General features: G+C 61.6%; 20 protein-coding genes. 9 read left to right on the top strand and 11 right to left on the bottom strand.

The window, feature by feature from the left end:
• Positions 1-93: 93 nt before the first annotated feature.
• The 3 genes from SFY93_RS03090 to SFY93_RS03080 are packed head-to-tail and all read left to right on the top strand — an operon-like array spanning position 94 to position 1,585.
• On the top strand, positions 94-831 hold the full coding sequence (locus SFY93_RS03090; protein ID WP_320446022.1) for a heme ABC transporter permease: 738 nt from the start codon (positions 94-96) through the stop codon (positions 829-831).
• On the top strand, positions 831-1,010 hold the full coding sequence (ccmD, locus tag SFY93_RS03085) for a heme exporter protein CcmD (protein ID WP_068730071.1): 180 nt from the start codon (positions 831-833) through the stop codon (positions 1,008-1,010). Before SFY93_RS03090 ends, ccmD begins: the two co-directional genes overlap by 1 nt.
• Positions 1,007-1,585, top strand: coding sequence for a DsbE family thiol:disulfide interchange protein (locus SFY93_RS03080; protein ID WP_089263305.1), 579 nt, complete (start codon positions 1,007-1,009; stop codon positions 1,583-1,585). Before ccmD ends, SFY93_RS03080 begins: the two co-directional genes overlap by 4 nt.
• A gap of 3 nt (positions 1,586-1,588) precedes the next feature.
• Here SFY93_RS03080 and SFY93_RS03075 read toward each other — a convergent pair whose 3' ends face one another.
• Positions 1,589-1,984 carry a nuclear transport factor 2 family protein gene (locus SFY93_RS03075; RefSeq protein WP_320446021.1) on the bottom strand — a complete coding sequence of 132 codons (396 nt, stop codon included), beginning with the start codon at positions 1,982-1,984 and terminating at the stop codon, positions 1,589-1,591.
• 132 nt (positions 1,985-2,116) lie between these two features.
• Here SFY93_RS03075 and SFY93_RS03070 point away from each other — a divergent pair, with 132 nt between their 5' ends.
• Complete coding sequence (locus tag SFY93_RS03070; protein ID WP_320446020.1) at positions 2,117-2,623, top strand: Lrp/AsnC family transcriptional regulator; 507 nt, start codon at positions 2,117-2,119, stop codon at positions 2,621-2,623.
• A 101-nt stretch (positions 2,624-2,724) separates the two neighbouring features.
• Entirely contained in the window at positions 2,725-3,096 is a 372-nt protein-coding gene (locus tag SFY93_RS03065) for a ComEA family DNA-binding protein (RefSeq protein ID WP_089263307.1), read from the top strand.
• Between the two features lie 75 nt (positions 3,097-3,171).
• Here SFY93_RS03065 and SFY93_RS03060 read toward each other — a convergent pair whose 3' ends face one another.
• Complete coding sequence (locus tag SFY93_RS03060) at positions 3,172-4,077, bottom strand: LysR substrate-binding domain-containing protein (RefSeq protein WP_320446019.1); 906 nt, start codon at positions 4,075-4,077, stop codon at positions 3,172-3,174.
• Between the two features lie 237 nt (positions 4,078-4,314).
• On the opposite strand from SFY93_RS03060, the gene katG reads away from it, so the two are divergent.
• Together katG and SFY93_RS03050 are read left to right on the top strand one after the other, a co-directional pair.
• Positions 4,315-6,519: a catalase/peroxidase HPI gene (katG, locus tag SFY93_RS03055; protein ID WP_320446018.1), complete on the top strand. Its 2,205-nt coding sequence runs from the start codon at positions 4,315-4,317 to the stop codon at positions 6,517-6,519.
• Between the two features lie 220 nt (positions 6,520-6,739).
• A complete protein-coding gene (locus tag SFY93_RS03050; protein WP_089263313.1) occupies positions 6,740-7,345 on the top strand; it encodes a glutathione S-transferase family protein in 606 nt (201 codons plus the stop codon).
• Between the two features lie 6 nt (positions 7,346-7,351).
• Here SFY93_RS03050 and fabI read toward each other — a convergent pair whose 3' ends face one another.
• The 3 genes from fabI to fabA all read right to left on the bottom strand — a co-directional run bounded on the left by fabI (position 7,352) and on the right by fabA (position 10,011).
• A complete protein-coding gene (fabI, locus tag SFY93_RS03045) occupies positions 7,352-8,158 on the bottom strand; it encodes an enoyl-ACP reductase FabI (RefSeq protein ID WP_320446017.1) in 807 nt (268 codons plus the stop codon).
• A gap of 4 nt (positions 8,159-8,162) precedes the next feature.
• Positions 8,163-9,389, bottom strand: coding sequence for a beta-ketoacyl-ACP synthase I (fabB, locus tag SFY93_RS03040; protein WP_068730055.1), 1,227 nt, complete (start codon positions 9,387-9,389; stop codon positions 8,163-8,165).
• An 82-nt stretch (positions 9,390-9,471) separates the two neighbouring features.
• Positions 9,472-10,011 carry a bifunctional 3-hydroxydecanoyl-ACP dehydratase/trans-2-decenoyl-ACP isomerase gene (fabA, locus tag SFY93_RS03035; RefSeq protein WP_210269351.1) on the bottom strand — a complete coding sequence of 180 codons (540 nt, stop codon included), beginning with the start codon at positions 10,009-10,011 and terminating at the stop codon, positions 9,472-9,474.
• Positions 10,012-10,318: 307 nt separating this feature from the next.
• Between fabA and irrA the strand changes: the two genes are divergently transcribed.
• Positions 10,319-10,807 (top strand): iron response transcriptional regulator IrrA, encoded by a 489-nt coding sequence (gene irrA, locus SFY93_RS03030; RefSeq protein ID WP_089263317.1) that lies wholly within the window; start codon positions 10,319-10,321, stop codon positions 10,805-10,807.
• 22 nt (positions 10,808-10,829) lie between these two features.
• Here the strand turns inward: irrA and SFY93_RS03025 are convergent, their stop codons facing one another.
• Positions 10,830-11,513 carry an SGNH/GDSL hydrolase family protein gene (locus SFY93_RS03025; RefSeq protein ID WP_320446016.1) on the bottom strand — a complete coding sequence of 228 codons (684 nt, stop codon included), beginning with the start codon at positions 11,511-11,513 and terminating at the stop codon, positions 10,830-10,832.
• Positions 11,514-11,623: 110 nt separating this feature from the next.
• Positions 11,624-12,124 (bottom strand): SH3 domain-containing protein, encoded by a 501-nt coding sequence (locus tag SFY93_RS03020; protein ID WP_244628687.1) that lies wholly within the window; start codon positions 12,122-12,124, stop codon positions 11,624-11,626.
• 251 nt (positions 12,125-12,375) lie between these two features.
• Here SFY93_RS03020 and SFY93_RS03015 point away from each other — a divergent pair, with 251 nt between their 5' ends.
• Positions 12,376-13,377: a 2-hydroxyacid dehydrogenase gene (locus tag SFY93_RS03015; RefSeq protein WP_120287607.1), complete on the top strand. Its 1,002-nt coding sequence runs from the start codon at positions 12,376-12,378 to the stop codon at positions 13,375-13,377.
• Between the two features lie 28 nt (positions 13,378-13,405).
• Here SFY93_RS03015 and SFY93_RS03010 read toward each other — a convergent pair whose 3' ends face one another.
• The 4 genes from SFY93_RS03010 to SFY93_RS02995 form a co-directional block, all read right to left on the bottom strand.
• Positions 13,406-14,164, bottom strand: coding sequence for a tRNA (guanine(46)-N(7))-methyltransferase TrmB (locus SFY93_RS03010; RefSeq protein WP_320447680.1), 759 nt, complete (start codon positions 14,162-14,164; stop codon positions 13,406-13,408).
• A gap of 78 nt (positions 14,165-14,242) precedes the next feature.
• A complete protein-coding gene (locus tag SFY93_RS03005) occupies positions 14,243-14,659 on the bottom strand; it encodes a helix-turn-helix domain-containing protein (RefSeq protein ID WP_068730045.1) in 417 nt (138 codons plus the stop codon).
• Between the two features lie 273 nt (positions 14,660-14,932).
• The gene (gene lnt, locus SFY93_RS03000) at positions 14,933-16,540 is read right to left on the bottom strand and encodes an apolipoprotein N-acyltransferase (RefSeq protein ID WP_320446015.1); all 1,608 of its coding nucleotides are present in this window, start codon (positions 16,538-16,540) and stop codon (positions 14,933-14,935) included.
• Positions 16,537-17,652, bottom strand: a complete 1,116-nt coding sequence (locus tag SFY93_RS02995) for a hemolysin family protein (RefSeq protein WP_093757734.1) — start codon at positions 17,650-17,652, stop codon at positions 16,537-16,539. Before SFY93_RS02995 ends, lnt begins: the two co-directional genes overlap by 4 nt.
• Position 17,653 lies beyond the last annotated feature (1 nt).

The raw sequence follows: 17,653 nt of genomic DNA, 5'->3' as shown, positions 1-17,653 counted from the left end.
CACTGGATTGACCTGGGTCAACTCGTCGCGAGCCGTGTTGAACGAGAATAAGTTGCATTGATCGCGGACAGGGCCGCGACTATTGGAAATGTCATGACGCTGACCGAACTCGCCAATCCAACCCGGTTCCTGTCGCTCGCCACCCGCATCCTGCCGTGGCTGGCGATGGCGACGGGCATTCTGCTTGCGATCGGCTTGTATCAGTCGGCCATAGCCCCCGATGACTATCAGCAGGGCGCCACCGTCAAGATCATGTTCATCCATGTGCCGAACGCCTGGCTATCGATGTTCGTCTGGGGGGTCATGAGCGTGGCATCGCTGGGCACGCTGGTGTGGCGGCATCCGCTCGCCGACGTCGCCGCCAAATCCGCAGCACCGATCGGCGCGGCCTTCACCTTTCTTGCGTTGGTCACGGGTTCGCTGTGGGGCCGGCCGATGTGGGGCACCTATTGGGAATGGGACGCCCGACTGACTTCGGTGCTCATTCTGTTTCTGATGTATCTCGGCCTGATCGCGCTGTGGCGTGCCGTTGAAGACCCATCGCGGGCGGCGCGCGCCGCGGCGGTGCTGACCTTGGTCGGTGCCATCAATATTCCGATCATCAAGTTCTCGGTCGATTGGTGGAATACGCTGCATCAGCCGGCGTCGGTGATGAAGATGGGCGGCTCGTCGCTCGACAAGTCGTTTCTGATTCCCCTGCTGGTGATGGCGGTGGCATTCTCGCTGCTGTTCATCACACTGCATCTCGCGGCTATGCGTAACGAGATCCTGCGGCGCCGCCTGCGTGCGCTGCAGATGCTGCAGGCCTCAAAGCCGGTGGCACTCCCGTGATGGCGCTTGGTCCCTACGCATCTTTCATCGTCACGTCCTACGCGCTGGTCGCAGCGGTGGTGCTGATCCTCATCGTGTGGATCGCCATCGATCACCGCCGCGTCCGCGCACGGCTGCATGAGTTGGAATCCTCCGGCGTGGCGCGGCGCTCGGGTCGTGGCGCGACGGATCTCACATGACCACGCAAGCCACTCCAAAGCGCCGCTGGGTGCTGGCACTGCCTCTGCTGATCTTTGCCGCGCTCGCAGGGCTGTTCTGGTTTCGGCTCGGAGCCGACCCTGCGAAACTGCCCTCGGCATTGATCGGCCGCGCCGCCCCGCAGACGGCGTTGCCCGCGCTGGATGGCCTCACCGATAGCGGCGCGCCGGTGCCGGGCCTCGATCCCGCGGCCTTTAAGGGCAAGGTCAGTCTCGTCAATGTCTGGGCGTCGTGGTGCGTGCCGTGCCACGAGGAGGCACCGCTGCTGACAGAACTCGGCAAGGACAAACGGCTGCAACTGGTCGGCATCAACTACAAGGACGCACCGGACAACGCGCGCCGCTTTCTCGGCCGTTACGGCAATCCGTTCGGCATCGTTGGCGTCGACGGCAACGGACGCGCCGCGATCGAATGGGGTGTCTATGGCGTGCCCGAAACCTTCATCGTCGGCCGCGACGGTCGCATCGCCTACAAGATGGTCGGCGGCATCACGCAGGAGAATTACGAGCGCGTGCTGAAGGTCGAGATCGACAAGGCGCTGCAGGCAGGGTCCTGACGCCTATTGATCGGTCGCCACGAGCCGCCGGGCAATATGAAACGACTTCGCGGTCACCAGCCAGGCATCGCCGATGCGATGATAGGACAGGTAGTCGCAGTACCAGAGCGTATCGATCCGGACGAGAACCTTGACCAGCGCCTGGGTCGGTGCGGCGAAGTCCACCAGCAACACCGCCTGCTCGCGCGGCGCGCCCTTGCTCTTTGGCGATGGTGTAGAGGCCAGCATCGCCTTGTAGTCTGCGGCCGGCAGCAAACGTAGGCTGCCGTCGCGCAGTCCATGCAGTTGTGCACTTCCGGCAAATACCTGATCGAAATGCGAGACGTCGTTGTCGAACATCAGGTCGAAGTAGCATTCGACGGCATCGAGCAGTGATTGCGTTATCAGTCGGTCGGGCATCGGGATGCTCTTTCGTTGGGAGAGTGAGTCCGACGATGACACTTGACCCCTGCGCATGTCCTTGCGAACTTGGCTAATATCGAGCGTCCTCGCGCAACGAATGGTCCTTTACTGACCTTAGATTGGTGGATCATGCCAGAAATCCAGTTGGACGATATTGATCGCCGAATTATCACAGAGCTTCAGGCCGACGGCCGCCTGAGCAACATCGAACTGGCCGATCGGGTCGGCTTGTCGCCGTCGCCGTGCTTGCGGCGGGTCAAGAACCTGGAGCGAGCGAGATACATCGATGGATACCGTGCGGCGTTGCGGCGTGAGCGCGTTGGATTGGGGTTTACGGCCTTCGTCGGTGTGAAGATCGACGGGCATGCCAACAAGCGTGCAATCGCTTTCGAGAAGGCCGTCGTGGAGATGCCCGAGGTGGTCGCGTGCCATCTCGTATCGGGTGAGTCCGACTACTTCCTTGAAGTCGTCGTGCCCGAACTGGCCGACTATCAACGTTTCCTTGTCGGCAAGCTTCTCAACCTGTCCATCGTGCGCGAGGTGCGGAGCAATATCGCGATTCAAACGCTGAAGGCGGGCGCGCCGCTCCCGCTCCAACACTTGAAACCGGTCGCTCCCGAAGTACGCACGAAATAAACTTCAGCTTTTATCTGCGGTTCATTTTCGCGCCATGGCGGCGCCATGAATCCGCAGCTAGCTTGATGGCGTTACTTAACCGTCCTTGGAGGGACACCACGATGCGCCATTTCAAATTTGCTACTTTGACCGCTGCCGCTCTCACTCTGGGTCTGCTCGCATCCGCGCCGTCGATGGCGCAGTCGCCGCAGCCTGCTGCTCCCGCCGGCAAGATGGCTCCGGCCGCCACATCCAAGATGGCGCCTGCCAGCGAATCGAAGATGGCTCCGGCACCGAAGGCTGAACTGCTTGATCTCAACTCGGCGAGTGTCGAGGCGCTCGAGGCTCTGCCCGGCATCGGCAAGGCCTATTCAGCGGCCATCGTCAAAGGTCGTCCGTATAAGGGCAAGGACGAACTCGTGCAGAAGAAGATCGTGCCCGAGAAGACCTATGACGGCATCAAGGACAAGGTCATCGCCAAGCAGAAGAGCTAGGCGCGATCGCTTCGCTCGTCCGGAAACGCATCGGCGCAGCCGCGCCGGTGCGTTTTCTTTTGCGATCCATCACGATCAGCCGATAACGCTGTCCTTCACCACATCGCCCAATGCGGCGAAGTCCGCCTTGCGCGGAGACGTCCGGCGAAAGGCGAGGCCGATGGTGCGGCCGGGCTGCGGATTCTCCAACCGCAGGAATTTGACGCGCTGGTCGCGTTGTTCGACATCGGCGGCGATCTGCGGGATCAACGTCACGCCATAGCCGCTGGCGACCATCTGCATCACCGTGGAGAGGCTGGACGCAGCGAAGGCCATGCCGTTGCTGCCGGACTGATGGCCGCGCGCTGCGGTGGCGCAGAAGGCCAGAGCCTGATCGCGCAGGCAGTGGCCGTCTTCCAGCAGGATCAGTCGACTCTGGTCGATCTCCATCGCCTTGATGCGTTTGTCGGCGGGGCGGGGATCGTCTGCCGGCACCGCGAGCAGGAACAGATCGTCGAACAGCTTGGCCGTGTCGATCTCGGGCTCGCCAAGCGGCAGCGCCAGCATCGCAGCATCGAGTGCGCCTGACTTGATATCGTCGACCAGTTGCCTGGTCTGCGTCTCGCGCAGCTCTAGCCGCAATTCCGGAAACTGTTTCTGTAGCACCGGCAGGATCCGCGGCAGCAGATACGGCGCCAGCGACGGGATCACGCCGAGCGTCAGCCGCCCGGTCAAGAGTCCGCCGCGATGCCGCGCAAAGTCCACCAGGTCGCGCGAGGCCGCCAGCACGTCCTCGCCGCGCCGCGCCACTTCGCGCCCGACATCGGTCAGCATCACCTCGCCGGGCCGGCGCTCCACCACCTTGACGCCCAGCGTCCGTTCGAGATCGCGTATCTGCATCGACAGCGCAGGCTGGGTGACGTTGCAGGCCTCGGCCGCGCGGCCGAAATGGCCGTGTTTGGCGAGCGCGGCGAGATAGCGGAGCTGGCGGAGCGTGATCATGGATCATCAGATAAACTGATCGGGGGGAGAAGACAATTCGACTGGACCTGATCTAAGAATTCTTCCAATCTCTCGTCACGAAATCCAATTAGGGTGAGCGCCAGGCTCGCCGAGGAATTCGGCAGACAACTGAAATTAGACAGCTTTTGGAAAATTTGAGCGGGTTTTTGAAGGCGATCCGGTGTGTCGGTGTTGCCTGGGACGGCTCATATTCCAAACAGCCAGAAGGAGAGACTGATGGACACGACGAATGAGAATGGCGCCGGCAAATGCCCCGTTGCGCATGCCCCCGCTGCCCGGGCCAATCGTGACTGGTGGCCGAACAAGCTAGACCTGTCGATTCTCCACCAGCACTCGTCGCTGTCCGATCCGATGGGCGATGCGTTTAACTACGCCGAGGAATTCAAGAAGCTTGATTACGAGGCGTTGAAAAACGACCTGCGCAAGCTGATGACCGATTCGCAGGATTGGTGGCCGGCTGATTTCGGACATTACGGTCCGCAGTTCATCCGCATGTCGTGGCACGCCGCCGGCACCTATCGGCTCAGCGATGGCCGCGGCGGTGGCGGTCGCGGTCAGCAGCGTTTCGCTCCGCTCAATTCCTGGCCGGACAACGTCAACATCGACAAGTCACGCCGCCTCCTGTGGCCGATCAAGCAGAAATACGGCAACAAGATCTCGTGGGCCGACCTGCTGATCCTGACCGGCAACGTCGCGCTGGAGACCATGGGTTTTCGCACCTTCGGTTTCGCTGCCGGTCGTGCCGACGTCTGGGAGCCTGATCAGGACGTGAACTGGGGTCCCGAAACCACGTGGCTGTCCCACCGGTCGCTCGACAAGTTCGAAGTGCCGCTTAGTGCCACGGAAATGGGCCTGATCTATGTGAATCCCGAAGGCCCGGGTGCCAGCGGCGATCCGGTTGCGGCCGCCAGCTTCATCCGCGAGACCTTCAAGCGCATGGCGATGAACGACGAGGAAACAGTGGCGCTGATCGCCGGCGGTCACACCTTCGGTAAGACCCATGGCGCTGCGCCTGAGTCCCACAAGGGTCCGGAGCCTGAAGCTGCCGGCCTGGAAGCGCAGGGTCTTGGCTGGGCGAGCAACTACGGTACTGGATCCGGTGCAGACGCCGTCGGCAGCGGCATCGAAGTCACCTGGACGCAGACGCCGGCGCAGTGGAGCAACTTCTTCTTCGAGAACCTGTTCAAGTATGAATGGGTGCAGACCCGCAGCCCCGGTGGGGCCATCCAGTGGGAGGCCAAGGACGCCGAGGAAGTGATCCCCGACGCGCATGATCCATCGAAGAAGCACAAGCCGACCATGCTCACGACGGATCTGTCCCTGCGTCTGGACCCGGCCTATGAGAAAATCTCACGCCGCTTCCTACAGAATCCGCAGGCTTTCGCTGAAGCTTTTGCTCGGGCCTGGTTCAAGCTGACTCATCGCGACATGGGTCCGCGCGTGCGTTATCTCGGTCCGGAAGTGCCCAAGGAAGAGTTGATCTGGCAGGATCCGATCCCTGCGGTTGACTATCCGGTGATCGACGACACCGACGTCTCTGCGCTCAAGGCCAAGCTGCTGGCATCGGGCCTGACCGTGTCCGAATTGGTCAGCACGGCCTGGGCTTCGGCCTCCACCTTCCGTGGCGGCGACAAGCGTGGCGGTGCCAACGGCGCGCGCATCCGTCTGGCCCCTCAGAAGGACTGGGAGGTTAACCAGCCGGCTCAGCTAGCCAAGGTGTTGCAGGTGCTCGATGGAATCCGGAAGGAGTTTAACGCGGCGCAATCCGGTGACAAGCAGGTTTCGCTTGCCGACCTGATCGTCCTCGGCGGCAGCGCGGCGGTCGAGAAAGCCGCGAAGGATGCTGGCCTGGATGTGACCGTTCCGTTCTCTCCGGGGCGCGGCGACGCCTCGCAGGCGCAAACCGATGTGGAATCCTTCGAGGTGATGGAACCGGTCGCGGACGGCTTCCGTAACTACCTCAAGGGCACGTCGGCCGTACCGGCCGAAGTATCTTTGGTGGATCGCGCGCAATTGCTGACGCTGACTGCTCCGGAAATGACGGTTCTCGTCGGCGGCTTGCGAGTACTTGGTGCGAATTCCGGGCAGTCCGTGCGCGGTGTCTTCACCAAGACACCGGAGACGTTGACCAACGACTTCTTCATCAACCTGCTCGACATGAGCACGGAGTGGAAGGCGGTCGATGGCTCGAACAATGTGTACGAGGGACGTGATCGCAAGAGCGGCGAAGTCAGGTGGACCGGTACACGCGCCGATCTGGTCTTCGGTTCGCACTCGCAGCTGCGTGCCTTCGCGGAGGTCTATGCAAGCGCCGACGCCAAGCAGAAGTTCGTGAAGGACTTCGTCAAGGCTTGGGTGAAGGTGATGAACGCGGATCGTTTCGATCTTGTCGAGAAGCCGATACTGCAGGCGGCTGAGTAACCTCGGCCCGCCATCGTGAATATGAAAGCCCCTGCGACTATGTCGCGGGGGTTTTTTCTTGTCGCGCCGCGTCATACTCAACTGTCATCACTGACACTGCCGGTTACTGGATCCCGCTTTCGCGGCGATGAGAGTTTCGAAGAGTCTGAGCGCTCTGCGTCTTGCAGCTTTCTCCGAATCCCCGCACAAATGGCAAAATGTTTCTCCGGAGGATCTCCAGATGATGAAACTCTACTGGTCGCCGCGCTCGCGCTCATTCACGGCGCTTTGGCTGATGGAGGAAACCGGCGTCGCCTATGAGCGCGTGCTGACCGATATCTCCACCGGTGCGCAGCGCACGCTGGAATTCCTCGCCGTCAATCCGATGGGCAAGGTGCCGGCTCTGCAGGATGGCGACGCCACCATGGCCGAGGCTGCGGCAATCTGCGCTTATGTGGCCGAGCGCTATCCCGAGGCGAAGCTTGCACCTCCACTCGGCGATTCTCATCGCGCGAAATATCTCTATTGGTTGTTCTTTGCGCCGGGCTGTATCGAACCGGCGATCGCACAGATCGCGACCAAGATGGAGCTGAATCCGGTGGCCGCGGGCTGGGGCGATGCGCAGCGCGTGTTCGATGTGCTCGAAGCCGCGCTTGATGAAGGTCCATGGATTCTTGGCGCACAATTCTCTGCCGCCGATATCGCCATCGGTTCAGGACTGAACTTTGCCGTGCGCAATTTCAAGATGGTCCCGTCGCGCCCGGCGTTCGAGCGCTATCTCGACCGTTGCAGCGCTCGTCCGGCCTTCCAGCGGGCAATGGAATTTGCATCGGGGGAAAAGACGTAAGGCGAATTACTCGCTTGCGTCTGCCTTCAACGCATCCGGATGCGGCATCGAGATGATGTTGTAGCCGGAGTCGACGAAATGCGTTTCGCCGGTCACGCCGCCGGAAAGATCCGACAGCAGATACAGCGCAGTGCCGCCGAGTTCTTCCAGTGTTACGCCGCGGCCGAGCGGCGAATGTTTCTGCTGGAATGCGAACATCGCGCGGGAATCGCCGATGCCCGAGCCGGCCAGTGTACGTACCGGGCCAGCCGACACCGCGTTGACGCGAATGCCCTGGCGGCCAAAGTCAGATGCGAGATAACGCACCGAGGCTTCGAGAGCGGCCTTGGCAACGCCCATGACATTGTAGTTCGGCATCACGCGGGTCGATCCGCCAAAAGTTAGCGTGATCATGGCGCTGCCGGGCTTCATGATTTCCGACGCGCGTTTGGCGATTTCGGTGAAGGAGAAGCAGGAGATTACCATGGTGCGCGAGAAATTGGTGCGCGTGGTGTCGGCGTAGCGGCCCTTGAGTTCGTTCTTGTCGGAGAAACCGATGGCGTGGACCAGGAAATCCAGCCCGCCCCATTTCTCCTTGATCGTAGCAAAGGTCGCATCGACGCTGGCGATGTCCTCGACGTCGCAGGGCAGGATCAGATCCGCATTGAGCGATTCCGCCAGCGGCTTGACGCGCTTGCCAAGTGCATCGCCCTGATAGGTGAAAGCCAGTTCGGCACCCTGCGCATGCAGGGCCTTGGCGATTCCCCACGCGATAGAATGATCATTGGCGACGCCCATGATCAGTCCGCGCCTGCCCTGCATCAGTGATGGCATCGCGTTATGCATCCATCCGCTTGAAGACCAGCGTGGCGTTGGTGCCGCCGAAGCCGAAGGAATTCGACAGCACGGTGCCGACCTTCACATTGTCGATGCGCTTGCGCACGATCGGCATGTCGGCGAACACCGGATCAAGTTCGGTGATGTTGCCGCTCTCGCAGATAAACCCGTTCTGCATCATCAGCAGCGAGTAGATTGCTTCCTGCACGCCGGTGGCGCCGAGCGAGTGGCCGGTGAGGGCCTTGGTCGCCGAGATTGGCGGGCATTTCTCGCCCGTGCCGAACACGTTGCGGATCGCCTGCATTTCCGGCGGATCGCCGGCAGGCGTCGACGTCGCATGCGGGTTGATGTAGTCGATCTTGATGCCGCCGGTGGTGGCCAGCGCCATCTTCATGCAACGCTCTGCGCCTTCGCCGGATGGAGCGACCATGTCGTAGCCATCCGAGGTGGCGCCGTAGCCGATGATTTCGCCATAGATCTTGGCGCCGCGTGCTTTCGCGTGCTCGAGTTCTTCGACCACGACCACGCCGGCGCCGCCGGCGATGACGAAGCCGTCACGGCTGACGTCATAGGGACGCGAGGCCGTCGATGGGGTGTCGTTATACTTCGAGGACATTGCGCCCATGGCGTCGAACAGCACCGAGAGCGACCAGTCGAGCTCTTCGCAGCCGCCGGCGAATACGACGTCCTGCTTGCCCCACTGGATCATCTCATAGGCATTGCCGATGCAGTGGTTCGAGGTCGCGCAGGCCGAAGAGATCGAATAGTTCACGCCCTTGATCTTGAACCAGGTCGCGAGCGTGGCGGATGCCGTCGAGGACATCGCCTTCGGCACCGCGAACGGACCAACGCGCTTCGGACCCTTCGTTCGCGTGATGTCCGCGGCTTCGACGATAGTGCGTGCGGAAGGTCCGCCCGAGCCCATGATGATGCCGGTGCGCTCGTTCGAGATGTCCGACTCTTCGAGACCGGAGTCCTGGATCGCCTGTTCCATGGCGATGTGATTCCATGCGGCGCCTTCGCCGAGGAAGCGCATCGCGCGGCGGTCGATCACATCGGCCGGATTGATGGTCGGTGCGCCTTGCACCTGCGAACGGAAACCGAGCTCTGCGTATTTGTCGGCGCGCGTGATGCCCGACTTTGCCTCATGGAGGCTCGCAAGCACTTCCTGAGTGTTGTTTCCGATAGATGAGACAATGCCCATCCCCGTGACGACAACCCGCCTCATGATCGCCTCGCCCTTTGAATTACGTTGTTGTGGAACTGGCGGTCGCCCCCTCGGAGACCGCCGTTGAATGGCACCCGGTAGATCACGTTCCCGGCTGCAATGCGGCAGGTGCTTCCTGCTTGAACAGGCCGACCTTCAGGTCCTTGGCGCGATAGATAATCTCGCCATCGGCCGAAAGCGAGCCGTCGGCAATCCCCAACCACAATTTTGAACGCATCACGCGCTTGATATCGATGGTGTACACGACCTTTTTGACGTTCGGGAGAACCTGGCCGGAAAACTTCAGCTCGCTGAGCCCGAGCGCACGTCCGGGGCCGATGCCGCCCGACCAGCCCAGAAAGAACCCGACCATCTGCCACATGGCGTCCAGGCCGAGGCAGCCCGGCATGACCGGATCGCCCTTGAAGTGGCAGGCAAAGAACCAGAGGTCCGAATTGACGTCGAGTTCAGCGCGCACGAGACCCTTGCCGAATTCGCCGCCATCAGCCGTGATCTCGGTGATGCGGTCGAACATCAACATCGGCGGCAGCGGCAATTGAGCGTTGCCTGGTCCGAACAGCTCGCCGCGGCCGCAGGCCAGCAGGTCTTCATATGCGTAGCTGTTGCGTTGTTCCTGGATCATGCCGGCTTTCTGGGTCCATCGATGGTGGTGGCTACCCCGGGTGGAGTCGCCACATATAGAATTGTTCCAAATGACACGGGAACTTGCCCCGGTTGGGCGCTCTCTATCATAGGCTTATGGGGCGGCAAAGCGGCGGATCGCCTGCTTTTGGCGGGTTATTGACCATGTTGCGATGCACTGCGAAGCATCCCTTCTGATGCATGGCTCCTAGTTGCGAAAACCTTGCATCTGAGGCCCCGCCTTTCTATAATAGAAGGCTAATTCAGTGTTCTTTTTGAGTGTGAACGGCAGGATTACTGACGTGGATATGAGCGACAGCGTTTCAGTTCTGGATGACGCAGCTGCGGTTGCGGAAATCAATCACGGCCGCCAGCCGGCTTTGACTGGTTGCCCGTGGCATGACGTCAACGAGATGCTGCAGTCGGTCGGCCTGCGTCCCACCCGTCAGCGCATGGCGCTGGGCTGGCTGCTGTTTGGCAAGGGCGCGCGTCATCTCACTGCGGAAATGCTGTACGAGGAAGCGACCCTCGCCAAGGTGCCAGTGTCGCTGGCCACCGTTTACAACACGCTCAATCAGCTCACGGATTCCGGCCTGCTTCGTCAGGTCAGCGTCGATGGTACGAAGACCTATTTCGATACCAATGTGACCTCGCATCACCACTACTATCTCGAGAACAACCACGAGCTGGTCGATATTCCGGACCAGAACCTCGTGCTGACCAAGATGCCGGAAGTCCCCGAGGGCTTCGAGATCAGCCGCATCGACATGGTCGTTCGCCTGCGCAAAAAGCGCTAACGACTTTATCCAAATTCTGAAGTTATTTGCGCCGCCGAACCGTTTTCGGCGACGCTTGCTCATCAGCTGCAGCCGTCGCCACGATCGCGCGCGCCAGTGCGCGACCTATGCATTCGTAGCCGGCGGCGGAATTGTGTAGTCCGTCCCAAGCCGTCAGCGCTCCCATGGAGAGCCCTGCGTCCACTGCACGGCGCATCAGCTCGAAGCGCGAGAACAGCGGTACGCGCTCCTGCCGGGCGGCGTGAGCTATGCTCGCCTGCATCTTGGAATATTGCGATGCAAGAATGACCGGCGCGTATTGCTGATCCATCAGGATCACGTCGGCCCCGTCAGCCTTCAGCAGGCGGATGCCCTCGACGATCCTGTTGGTCAGGCTGTCCGCGCTTTGCAGCCAGGTCACGTCATTGGTGCCGATCTGCCAGATCACCAGATCCGGGCGATGCGCCAGCACATCGCCGTCGAAGCGGGCGATATTGCCCGGGATCGTGTCGGCGTTCCGCCCACTATTGATGACCTCCAGCCGCAGTCCCGGCTTCAGGCGTTGCAGCTCGCTCTGCAGCATCCCGGGATAGGTTTTGGTGGGGTCGGATTGCCACAGGCCGAGCGTCGAGGACGAGCCCATGGCGACGATCTTGAGCGGGCCACCGGTTTTGAGCGCAGCCACGGTGCGCGGAAGGGTCGCATCGCCAGACAGCCGCTGATCCACTGCCAGACACGTCTCAGTGACGGATTGCGCACGAGCCCGGCCGGACCATGACAGCGCTGCAACGGCGATCACTGCGCCGGCGCAGGCCAGGCTCCCGATGCGGGATGTGCTCAGTTCACCTTCTCGTCGGCGTAGACGCCCCATAGCCGTTGCTGTTCGATCCAGCCATCAAAGCCGTTGCCGATCACCCGGCACCAGCCATTATTACAGCGCTTTACCTGCGCCACGACACCCGCCTGTAACCGCGCTGCGACGGCGCTGGTCGCATCCGGATTGTCGTAGATCGAGGCGAGTTCGTCCTTGGATTTCATGGTCACGACCGCGGTGCGGCGGCCGGACAGCAGCGAGTGATAGACCCAGCCCTCGGCGCCCTCGGAATCGCGGACGCGGCGCCAGTTCTCGTATTCGGCGGTGATCTCGACCGGCAGTCCGGAGCGAGTATAGACCCAGGCGACATCGTTGTCCTTGGTGGGGCCGGCGCGGACATTAACGTGATCCGACTTGAGGCTGACGTAGCGCGGCACCGGCAGGCCGCTGGCGCCTAGCGGCGTGTCCTTGGCAGCGAGAGCCGGATCGATTGCTGCCGCGATCAGAATACCCATCGCCAACATCGCACACGCAAATCGCCGGAACGCCATCAACCCCACCTCAACCCAATCCAAAGAACGCAAGTGTCGCCGCGCCGCACGCGCCTGTTGGGTTCTTGTTTTGGCTTGGTCTTCTGCTAGAGAGGACCCAAGGCCAAGGCACCAAAAAGGGTGTCGGGGAACCCGAGGAAACGGTGAATTCGCGGCTGCGGCAGTTTCGAACAACCGGGTTAATGCGGACTGAACGGATTAGCCAAAGCGCGAGAGAGCAGGACATGTCGGTCAAGAAAAAGCCTCTCGTCATCGTCACGCGCAAGCTGCCGGACTCGATCGAGACCCGCATGCGCGAACTGTTCGATGCGCACATCAATCTCGACGACACGCCTCTGACGCCTGAGCAACTCGCTGAAGCGACCCGCACCGCCGATGTGCTGGTGCCGACCGTCACCGACGAAATTACCAAAGAGCTGCTCGAGCATCCTGACTGCAAGCTCAGGCTGATCGCCAATTTTGGCAACGGCGTCGACAATATTGACGTCACCGCCGCCCATGCCCGCGGCATCACGGTCACCAACACGCCGAAGGTACTCACCGAAGACACCGCCGACATGACCATGTCGATGATCCTCGCAGTGCCGCGCCGGCTGATCGAGGGTGCCTCGATCCTGACCGAAGGCAAGGACTGGCAAGGCTGGTCGCCGACCTGGATGCTGGGCAAGCGGTTAGGGGGCAAGCGGCTCGGCATCATCGGCATGGGCCGCATCGGCCAGGCTGTGGCGCGCCGCGCCCGCGCCTTCGGGCTACAGATCCATTATCACAATCGCAAACCGGTGGCACCGAAGATTGCCGAAGAACTCGGTGCGACCTATTGGGATTCGCTCGACCAGATGCTGGCGCGCATGGACATCATCTCGGTGAACTGTCCGCATACGCCGGCGACGTTTCATCTGCTGTCAGCACGCCGCCTCAAGCTGATCCGCAAGGACGCCTATATCGTCAACACCGCGCGCGGCGAGGTGATCGACGAAGAGACGATGATCAAGCTGATCGAGTCGGGCGACATTGCCGGTGCCGCGCTCGACGTGTTCGAACATGAGCCCGCGGTGAGTCCGAAGCTGGTGCGGCTCGCGCGCGCCGGCAAGGTGGTATTGTTGCCGCATATGGGCTCGGCGACGATCGAAGGCCGTGTCGAGATGGGCGAGAAAGTCATCATCAACATCCGTGCTTTCCTCGACAATCACAAGCCGCCGGATCGTGTGCTTCCGAACATGCTGTGAGGCGAAGCGCTTACGCTCGCCGCTTATCTTACGAGATCAGTTTGAAGATGAGATAGGCCGAGATGCGGCCCTCGCGCGTGGCTTTGTGGCCGTAGCGCGTCATGGTGTAGTTCGGCCATGGCAGACGCCAGTCATCGGCGCGCTCTGCAGTCCAGGTGAAATCCGGCGATCGCGACACATGCCAGAGTGTCCACGCGACGTAATCCGGAATATCATGCACGAAACGAAATTCGCCTGACGGCTTCAGCACGCGCGCCATCGCAGCCAGTGTTGCGTCCTGCACGAAGCGGCGTTTCCAGTGACGCTTCTTCGGCCATGGATCCGGATGGATCAGATCGATGCGTGACAGCGATTGCGCCGGTGCCCATGTGAGAAGTTCGGCGGCGTCGCCGGCGACGAGGCGGATATTGCCGATGTTCTGCGCCTCGATCTGCGTCAGAATCTTCGCCATGCCGTTGATGTAGGGCTCGCAGCCGATGAAGCCGATGTCAGGATGCGCCAGCGCTTCCGCGACCAGATGCTCGCCGCCGCCGAAGCCGATCTCCAGACGCACGGTCTCGACATCAGTGCCGAACAGCGTGCGGATATCGTCAGGTGCGGGATGTGCGATGTCGACGGTGAGCGCCGGCAGTAGCGTCGCCATCAGGTCGGCTTGATGGTCGCGCAGCTTGTGGCCCTTGCGGCGTCCGAAGAACGAGCCGGTGTAATGGCCGCTCTCGGCAGGCGTGGACGCACCCGCATCAGCGGGGGCATCGTCATCGTTATGATTGGAATTGGCTGTGGTCATCGCGCGCGAGTGATACAGCCGAAACGCCATCGGCGCCATCAGGCGCGATGACGAATTTCCGTTGAAACTACCGTGATTTTAGCGCTGATCCGGGGCTTCGCGCGAAGCGATCTGTTCGACCAGGTCGACGATGCTGCGGCGGAGCTTGGCATCGGTGATGCGCGTGAAGGCGCGGGTCAGAGCGAGGCCTTCGGAGGTGGCGAGGAAGTCGGAGACATAGGCAGGCGAGGACGCTTCAGCGAAGCCTTCGCCGTTATGGATCGCGCCGGGGCCGCCTTCGAACAGGAACGAGACGGGGACCTGCAGAATTTCCGAAATCTGCTGCAGCCGGCTGGCGCCGACGCGGTTGGTGCCCTTCTCGTATTTCTGAACTTGCTGAAACGTCAGACCGAGGGCTTCGCCCAGCTTTTCCTGACTCATGCCGAGCATAATGCGCCGCATGCGCACACGGCTGCCGACATATTTGTCAACAGGATTGGGCGCTTTCGTCGACATCTCAATTACTCCTGGATCACATCAAGGGAGACGGATCATGCGTGGCAATCCGTCATTTAGGGCGGCTTCGGTTGTAACCAAAGGTATCCTAGTGGATTATAACAACCGCGCAAATTTTCCTAAGCGGAAAATTTAAGCCACTGCACCTTTATTTCTCAATAGGTGAGAAATAAAGCTTACAAAGCTAGCTTAAAAAGCAATCACATCGAGAGGGTTGTTCGGTAGGCGGCGAAAGCTAGCTTGCAAGCTATATCAAATGCTTCAAGTATCAAGCTAGTGGCGTACCGGCGTACGCCGCCGAACGGCGAAAATGATCGCGAGCGCGACAAACATCGCGGCGGGAATATCGCCGATTTTCGAGTAGACCGTCGGCGAAATGGCCGCTGGTAATCCCGAATCCAGCACGCCTTCGACACCGAGATCGAGCCGCGCGATCAGGCGGCCGACAGGGTCGACCACGACGGAAATGCCGGTGTTCGCAGCGCGAACCAGCGGCAGGCCTTCCTCGATGGCGCGGACACGGCTTTGCTGCAGGTGCTGATAGGGGCCCGTGGAAATCCCGAACCAGCCATCATTGGTGAGATTGACGATCCAGCCCGGCCGATCGTTGCGCGTGGTGATATCGTCCGGGAAAACCGCCTCGTAGCAGATCAGCGGCAGCATGCGCGGCGCGCCGGGAATGTCCATTGGCTTCCGGCGCGTGCCGGGAATGAAGCCGCCATGGACTTTGGTCAATTGCTGGAAGCCGATCTTCTCCATGAAGCTCTGGAACGGCAGATACTCGCCGAACGGCACCAGATGAAGTTTGTCGTAGGTCGACAGGATGCTGCCGTCATGGTCGATCACGTAAATGGAATTATAGGCCTGCGTGATGCGCGCGCCGAGTGGCGCATCCGGCGGGCGCACGGCTCCGGTGACCAGCACGGTGCCTTTCGGCAGCAGATTGGCGATCTGCGCCATCGCATCGGGTTCGCGCGACAGGAAGAACGGGAATGCCGATTCCGGCCAGATCAGGATGTTGGCTGCGCCGACGCCTGAATTCTGTGGACCGGTCGCGCGGTCCGATAGCGCAAGATATCTGCTCATGACATCCGCCTTGGCGGAATAGTTGAAGCGCGTGTCCTGCGACAGATTCGGCTGCATGATGCGCAGTTTCACATTGGCAACCAGTTGCGTCGGGGTGCGTGACAGCCGGGCCATGCCATAGGCGCCCATCGCGACGAGCAGCACCAGCGCAAGCGCCGGCGCCAGCCAGGGCCGCTGCGTGCGCGAGCGTCCGTCGATCAGCACCGCAGGCGATGCAAAGATCGCTACAGTGATAAATGTCAGTCCCCATAGGCCGACCAGCGATGCGCTCTGCGCGAGCGCGAGCGGTTCGGTGAGTGCATAGCCGAACGCATTCCAGGGAAAGCCCGTCAGCACGTGGCCGCGCAGCCATTCGCCGATCGTCAGGCTCGCGGCGAGCGCGAAGATCCGCGCGACATCCTTGGTCCAAAGCAGGCGTGCCAGCGCGAAGCCGATCGCAGTGAACAGCGCGAGATAGGCGGGCAGGCCGCAGATCGCGGCGGGCAACAGCCATGCGAAGGTCTGCGCGTCGACGAGGAAAGCGTAGCCGATCCAGTATAGGCCCGGCACGAAATAGCCGAAACCGAACCACCAGCCCGCCATGGCGGCCGCGGGAATGCCGCGCATCTTGCCGGCGGCGGCGCCCTCGATCAGCCAGACGACGACGGGGAACGTGATGAACAGCACCGGCCAGGCGTTGAACGGCGCCATCGCCAGCGACGATACCGCGCCGGCCAGCAGCGCGATGCCTGCGCGCTTCCAACCCCAAGCGAGAATGATGCTGAGTGCGACCGAGCGCAGGCTGCGTGATGTCACGGCGTTCCCGCGCTGTCGCCTGATGGAGGCGTATTCACATTGTCATTGGACGGTGCCGCGCCGGTGTCCGATGACGCATCGCGGCGGCGTGGTTCGCGGGCACGCGGCGCAGGTCGCTCCTTGCGGGGGCCGACGCGCAGCCGCTTGACGCGGCGCGGATCGGCATCGAGCACTTCGATCTCGAAATTGCCGGGGCCGGAAATCACTTCGCCGCGCACGGGCAAGCGGCCGACATGGGTGACGAGATAGCCGCCGAGCGTTTCGACTTCCTCGCCGTCTTCGCCGGTCTCGAATTCTTCACCGATCATGGCGCGCACGTCATCGAGGCTGGCGCGTGCATCGGCGATGAAGCTGTCGCCCTGCCTGACAATGGATGGCGGCTCGTCGCTGTCGTGTTCGTCATCGATCTCGCCGACGATCTGCTCGACGATGTCCTCGATAGAGACGAGGCCGTCGGTGCCGCCATATTCGTCGACAACGAGTGCGAGATGGATGCGTGCTGCCTGCATCTGCGCGAGCAGATCGATGGCGCGCATCGATGGCGGCACGTAGAGCAGCTTGCGGATGATGCCGGTGTCAACGACGGTCTGCGCCAGATCGACCGAACGCAGGTCGAGGCCCGCGGGAAACACTTTCTTCTTCTTGGCTGTCGACGGCACGACGTTGCGCGCCTTCACGGTCATGTATGCCAGCAGGTCGCGGATATGAACGATGCCGACGGGATCGTCGAGGGTTTCGTTGAATACGACCAAGCGCGAATGCGCCGCGCTCTCGAACAGGCCCATCAATTCGCCGAGCGAGATATCCTGCTTCACCGCGATAATATCGGCGCGATGCACCATGACGTCGGCGATGCGGCGCTCGTTGAGCCCCAAAATATTGCGCAACATCGTGCGCTCGATGGTGGAGAAGCCGGTCTCGTCAGGCGCGGAGGCGTCGAGCACGACTTGCAGGTCGGCACGCACCGAGCCCGGCTTCCAGCCGAACAGCGAGCGGATCGCGCGGGTCAGCCAGGTCTCCGACGTCGGGCGCATGACCTCGCCGTCGTGAACCACCGCAGGCAGATTGCTTGAGGTCTTCGAATGATCGCTTCTAGTGTCGCCGTCCGGCATC

Source organism: Tardiphaga sp. 42S5, from assembly GCF_034044155.1.
In the GTDB taxonomy this organism is placed as follows: Bacteria; Pseudomonadota; Alphaproteobacteria; order Rhizobiales; family Xanthobacteraceae; genus Tardiphaga; species Tardiphaga robiniae.
This window is presented reverse-complemented; position numbering and strand designations above follow the sequence as displayed.

What these genes read in the sequence shown, in the direction of transcription:
- ccmD (WP_068730071.1), top strand. Translation starts at nt 831, where the DNA reads ATGGCGCTTGGTCCCTACGCATCTTTCATCGTCACGTCCTACGCGCTG.
- SFY93_RS03060 (WP_320446019.1), bottom strand. Translation starts at nt 4,077, where the DNA reads ATGATCACGCTCCGCCAGCTCCGCTATCTCGCCGCGCTCGCCAAACAC.
- SFY93_RS03020 (WP_244628687.1), bottom strand. Translation starts at nt 12,124, where the DNA reads ATGTTGGCGATGGGTATTCTGATCGCGGCAGCAATCGATCCGGCTCTC.
- irrA (WP_089263317.1), top strand. Translation starts at nt 10,319, where the DNA reads ATGAGCGACAGCGTTTCAGTTCTGGATGACGCAGCTGCGGTTGCGGAA.
- SFY93_RS03080 (WP_089263305.1), top strand. Translation starts at nt 1,007, where the DNA reads ATGACCACGCAAGCCACTCCAAAGCGCCGCTGGGTGCTGGCACTGCCT.
- SFY93_RS03090 (WP_320446022.1), top strand. Translation starts at nt 94, where the DNA reads ATGACGCTGACCGAACTCGCCAATCCAACCCGGTTCCTGTCGCTCGCC.
- SFY93_RS03005 (WP_068730045.1), bottom strand. Translation starts at nt 14,659, where the DNA reads ATGTCGACGAAAGCGCCCAATCCTGTTGACAAATATGTCGGCAGCCGT.
- SFY93_RS03010 (WP_320447680.1), bottom strand. Translation starts at nt 14,164, where the DNA reads ATGACCACAGCCAATTCCAATCATAACGATGACGATGCCCCCGCTGAT.
- SFY93_RS03065 (WP_089263307.1), top strand. Translation starts at nt 2,725, where the DNA reads ATGCGCCATTTCAAATTTGCTACTTTGACCGCTGCCGCTCTCACTCTG.
- fabB (WP_068730055.1), bottom strand. Translation starts at nt 9,389, where the DNA reads ATGAGGCGGGTTGTCGTCACGGGGATGGGCATTGTCTCATCTATCGGA.
- SFY93_RS02995 (WP_093757734.1), bottom strand. Translation starts at nt 17,652, where the DNA reads ATGCCGGACGGCGACACTAGAAGCGATCATTCGAAGACCTCAAGCAAT.
- katG (WP_320446018.1), top strand. Translation starts at nt 4,315, where the DNA reads ATGGACACGACGAATGAGAATGGCGCCGGCAAATGCCCCGTTGCGCAT.
- SFY93_RS03050 (WP_089263313.1), top strand. Translation starts at nt 6,740, where the DNA reads ATGATGAAACTCTACTGGTCGCCGCGCTCGCGCTCATTCACGGCGCTT.
- SFY93_RS03070 (WP_320446020.1), top strand. Translation starts at nt 2,117, where the DNA reads ATGCCAGAAATCCAGTTGGACGATATTGATCGCCGAATTATCACAGAG.
- SFY93_RS03015 (WP_120287607.1), top strand. Translation starts at nt 12,376, where the DNA reads ATGTCGGTCAAGAAAAAGCCTCTCGTCATCGTCACGCGCAAGCTGCCG.
- fabI (WP_320446017.1), bottom strand. Translation starts at nt 8,158, where the DNA reads ATGCCATCACTGATGCAGGGCAGGCGCGGACTGATCATGGGCGTCGCC.
- SFY93_RS03075 (WP_320446021.1), bottom strand. Translation starts at nt 1,984, where the DNA reads ATGCCCGACCGACTGATAACGCAATCACTGCTCGATGCCGTCGAATGC.
- fabA (WP_210269351.1), bottom strand. Translation starts at nt 10,011, where the DNA reads ATGATCCAGGAACAACGCAACAGCTACGCATATGAAGACCTGCTGGCC.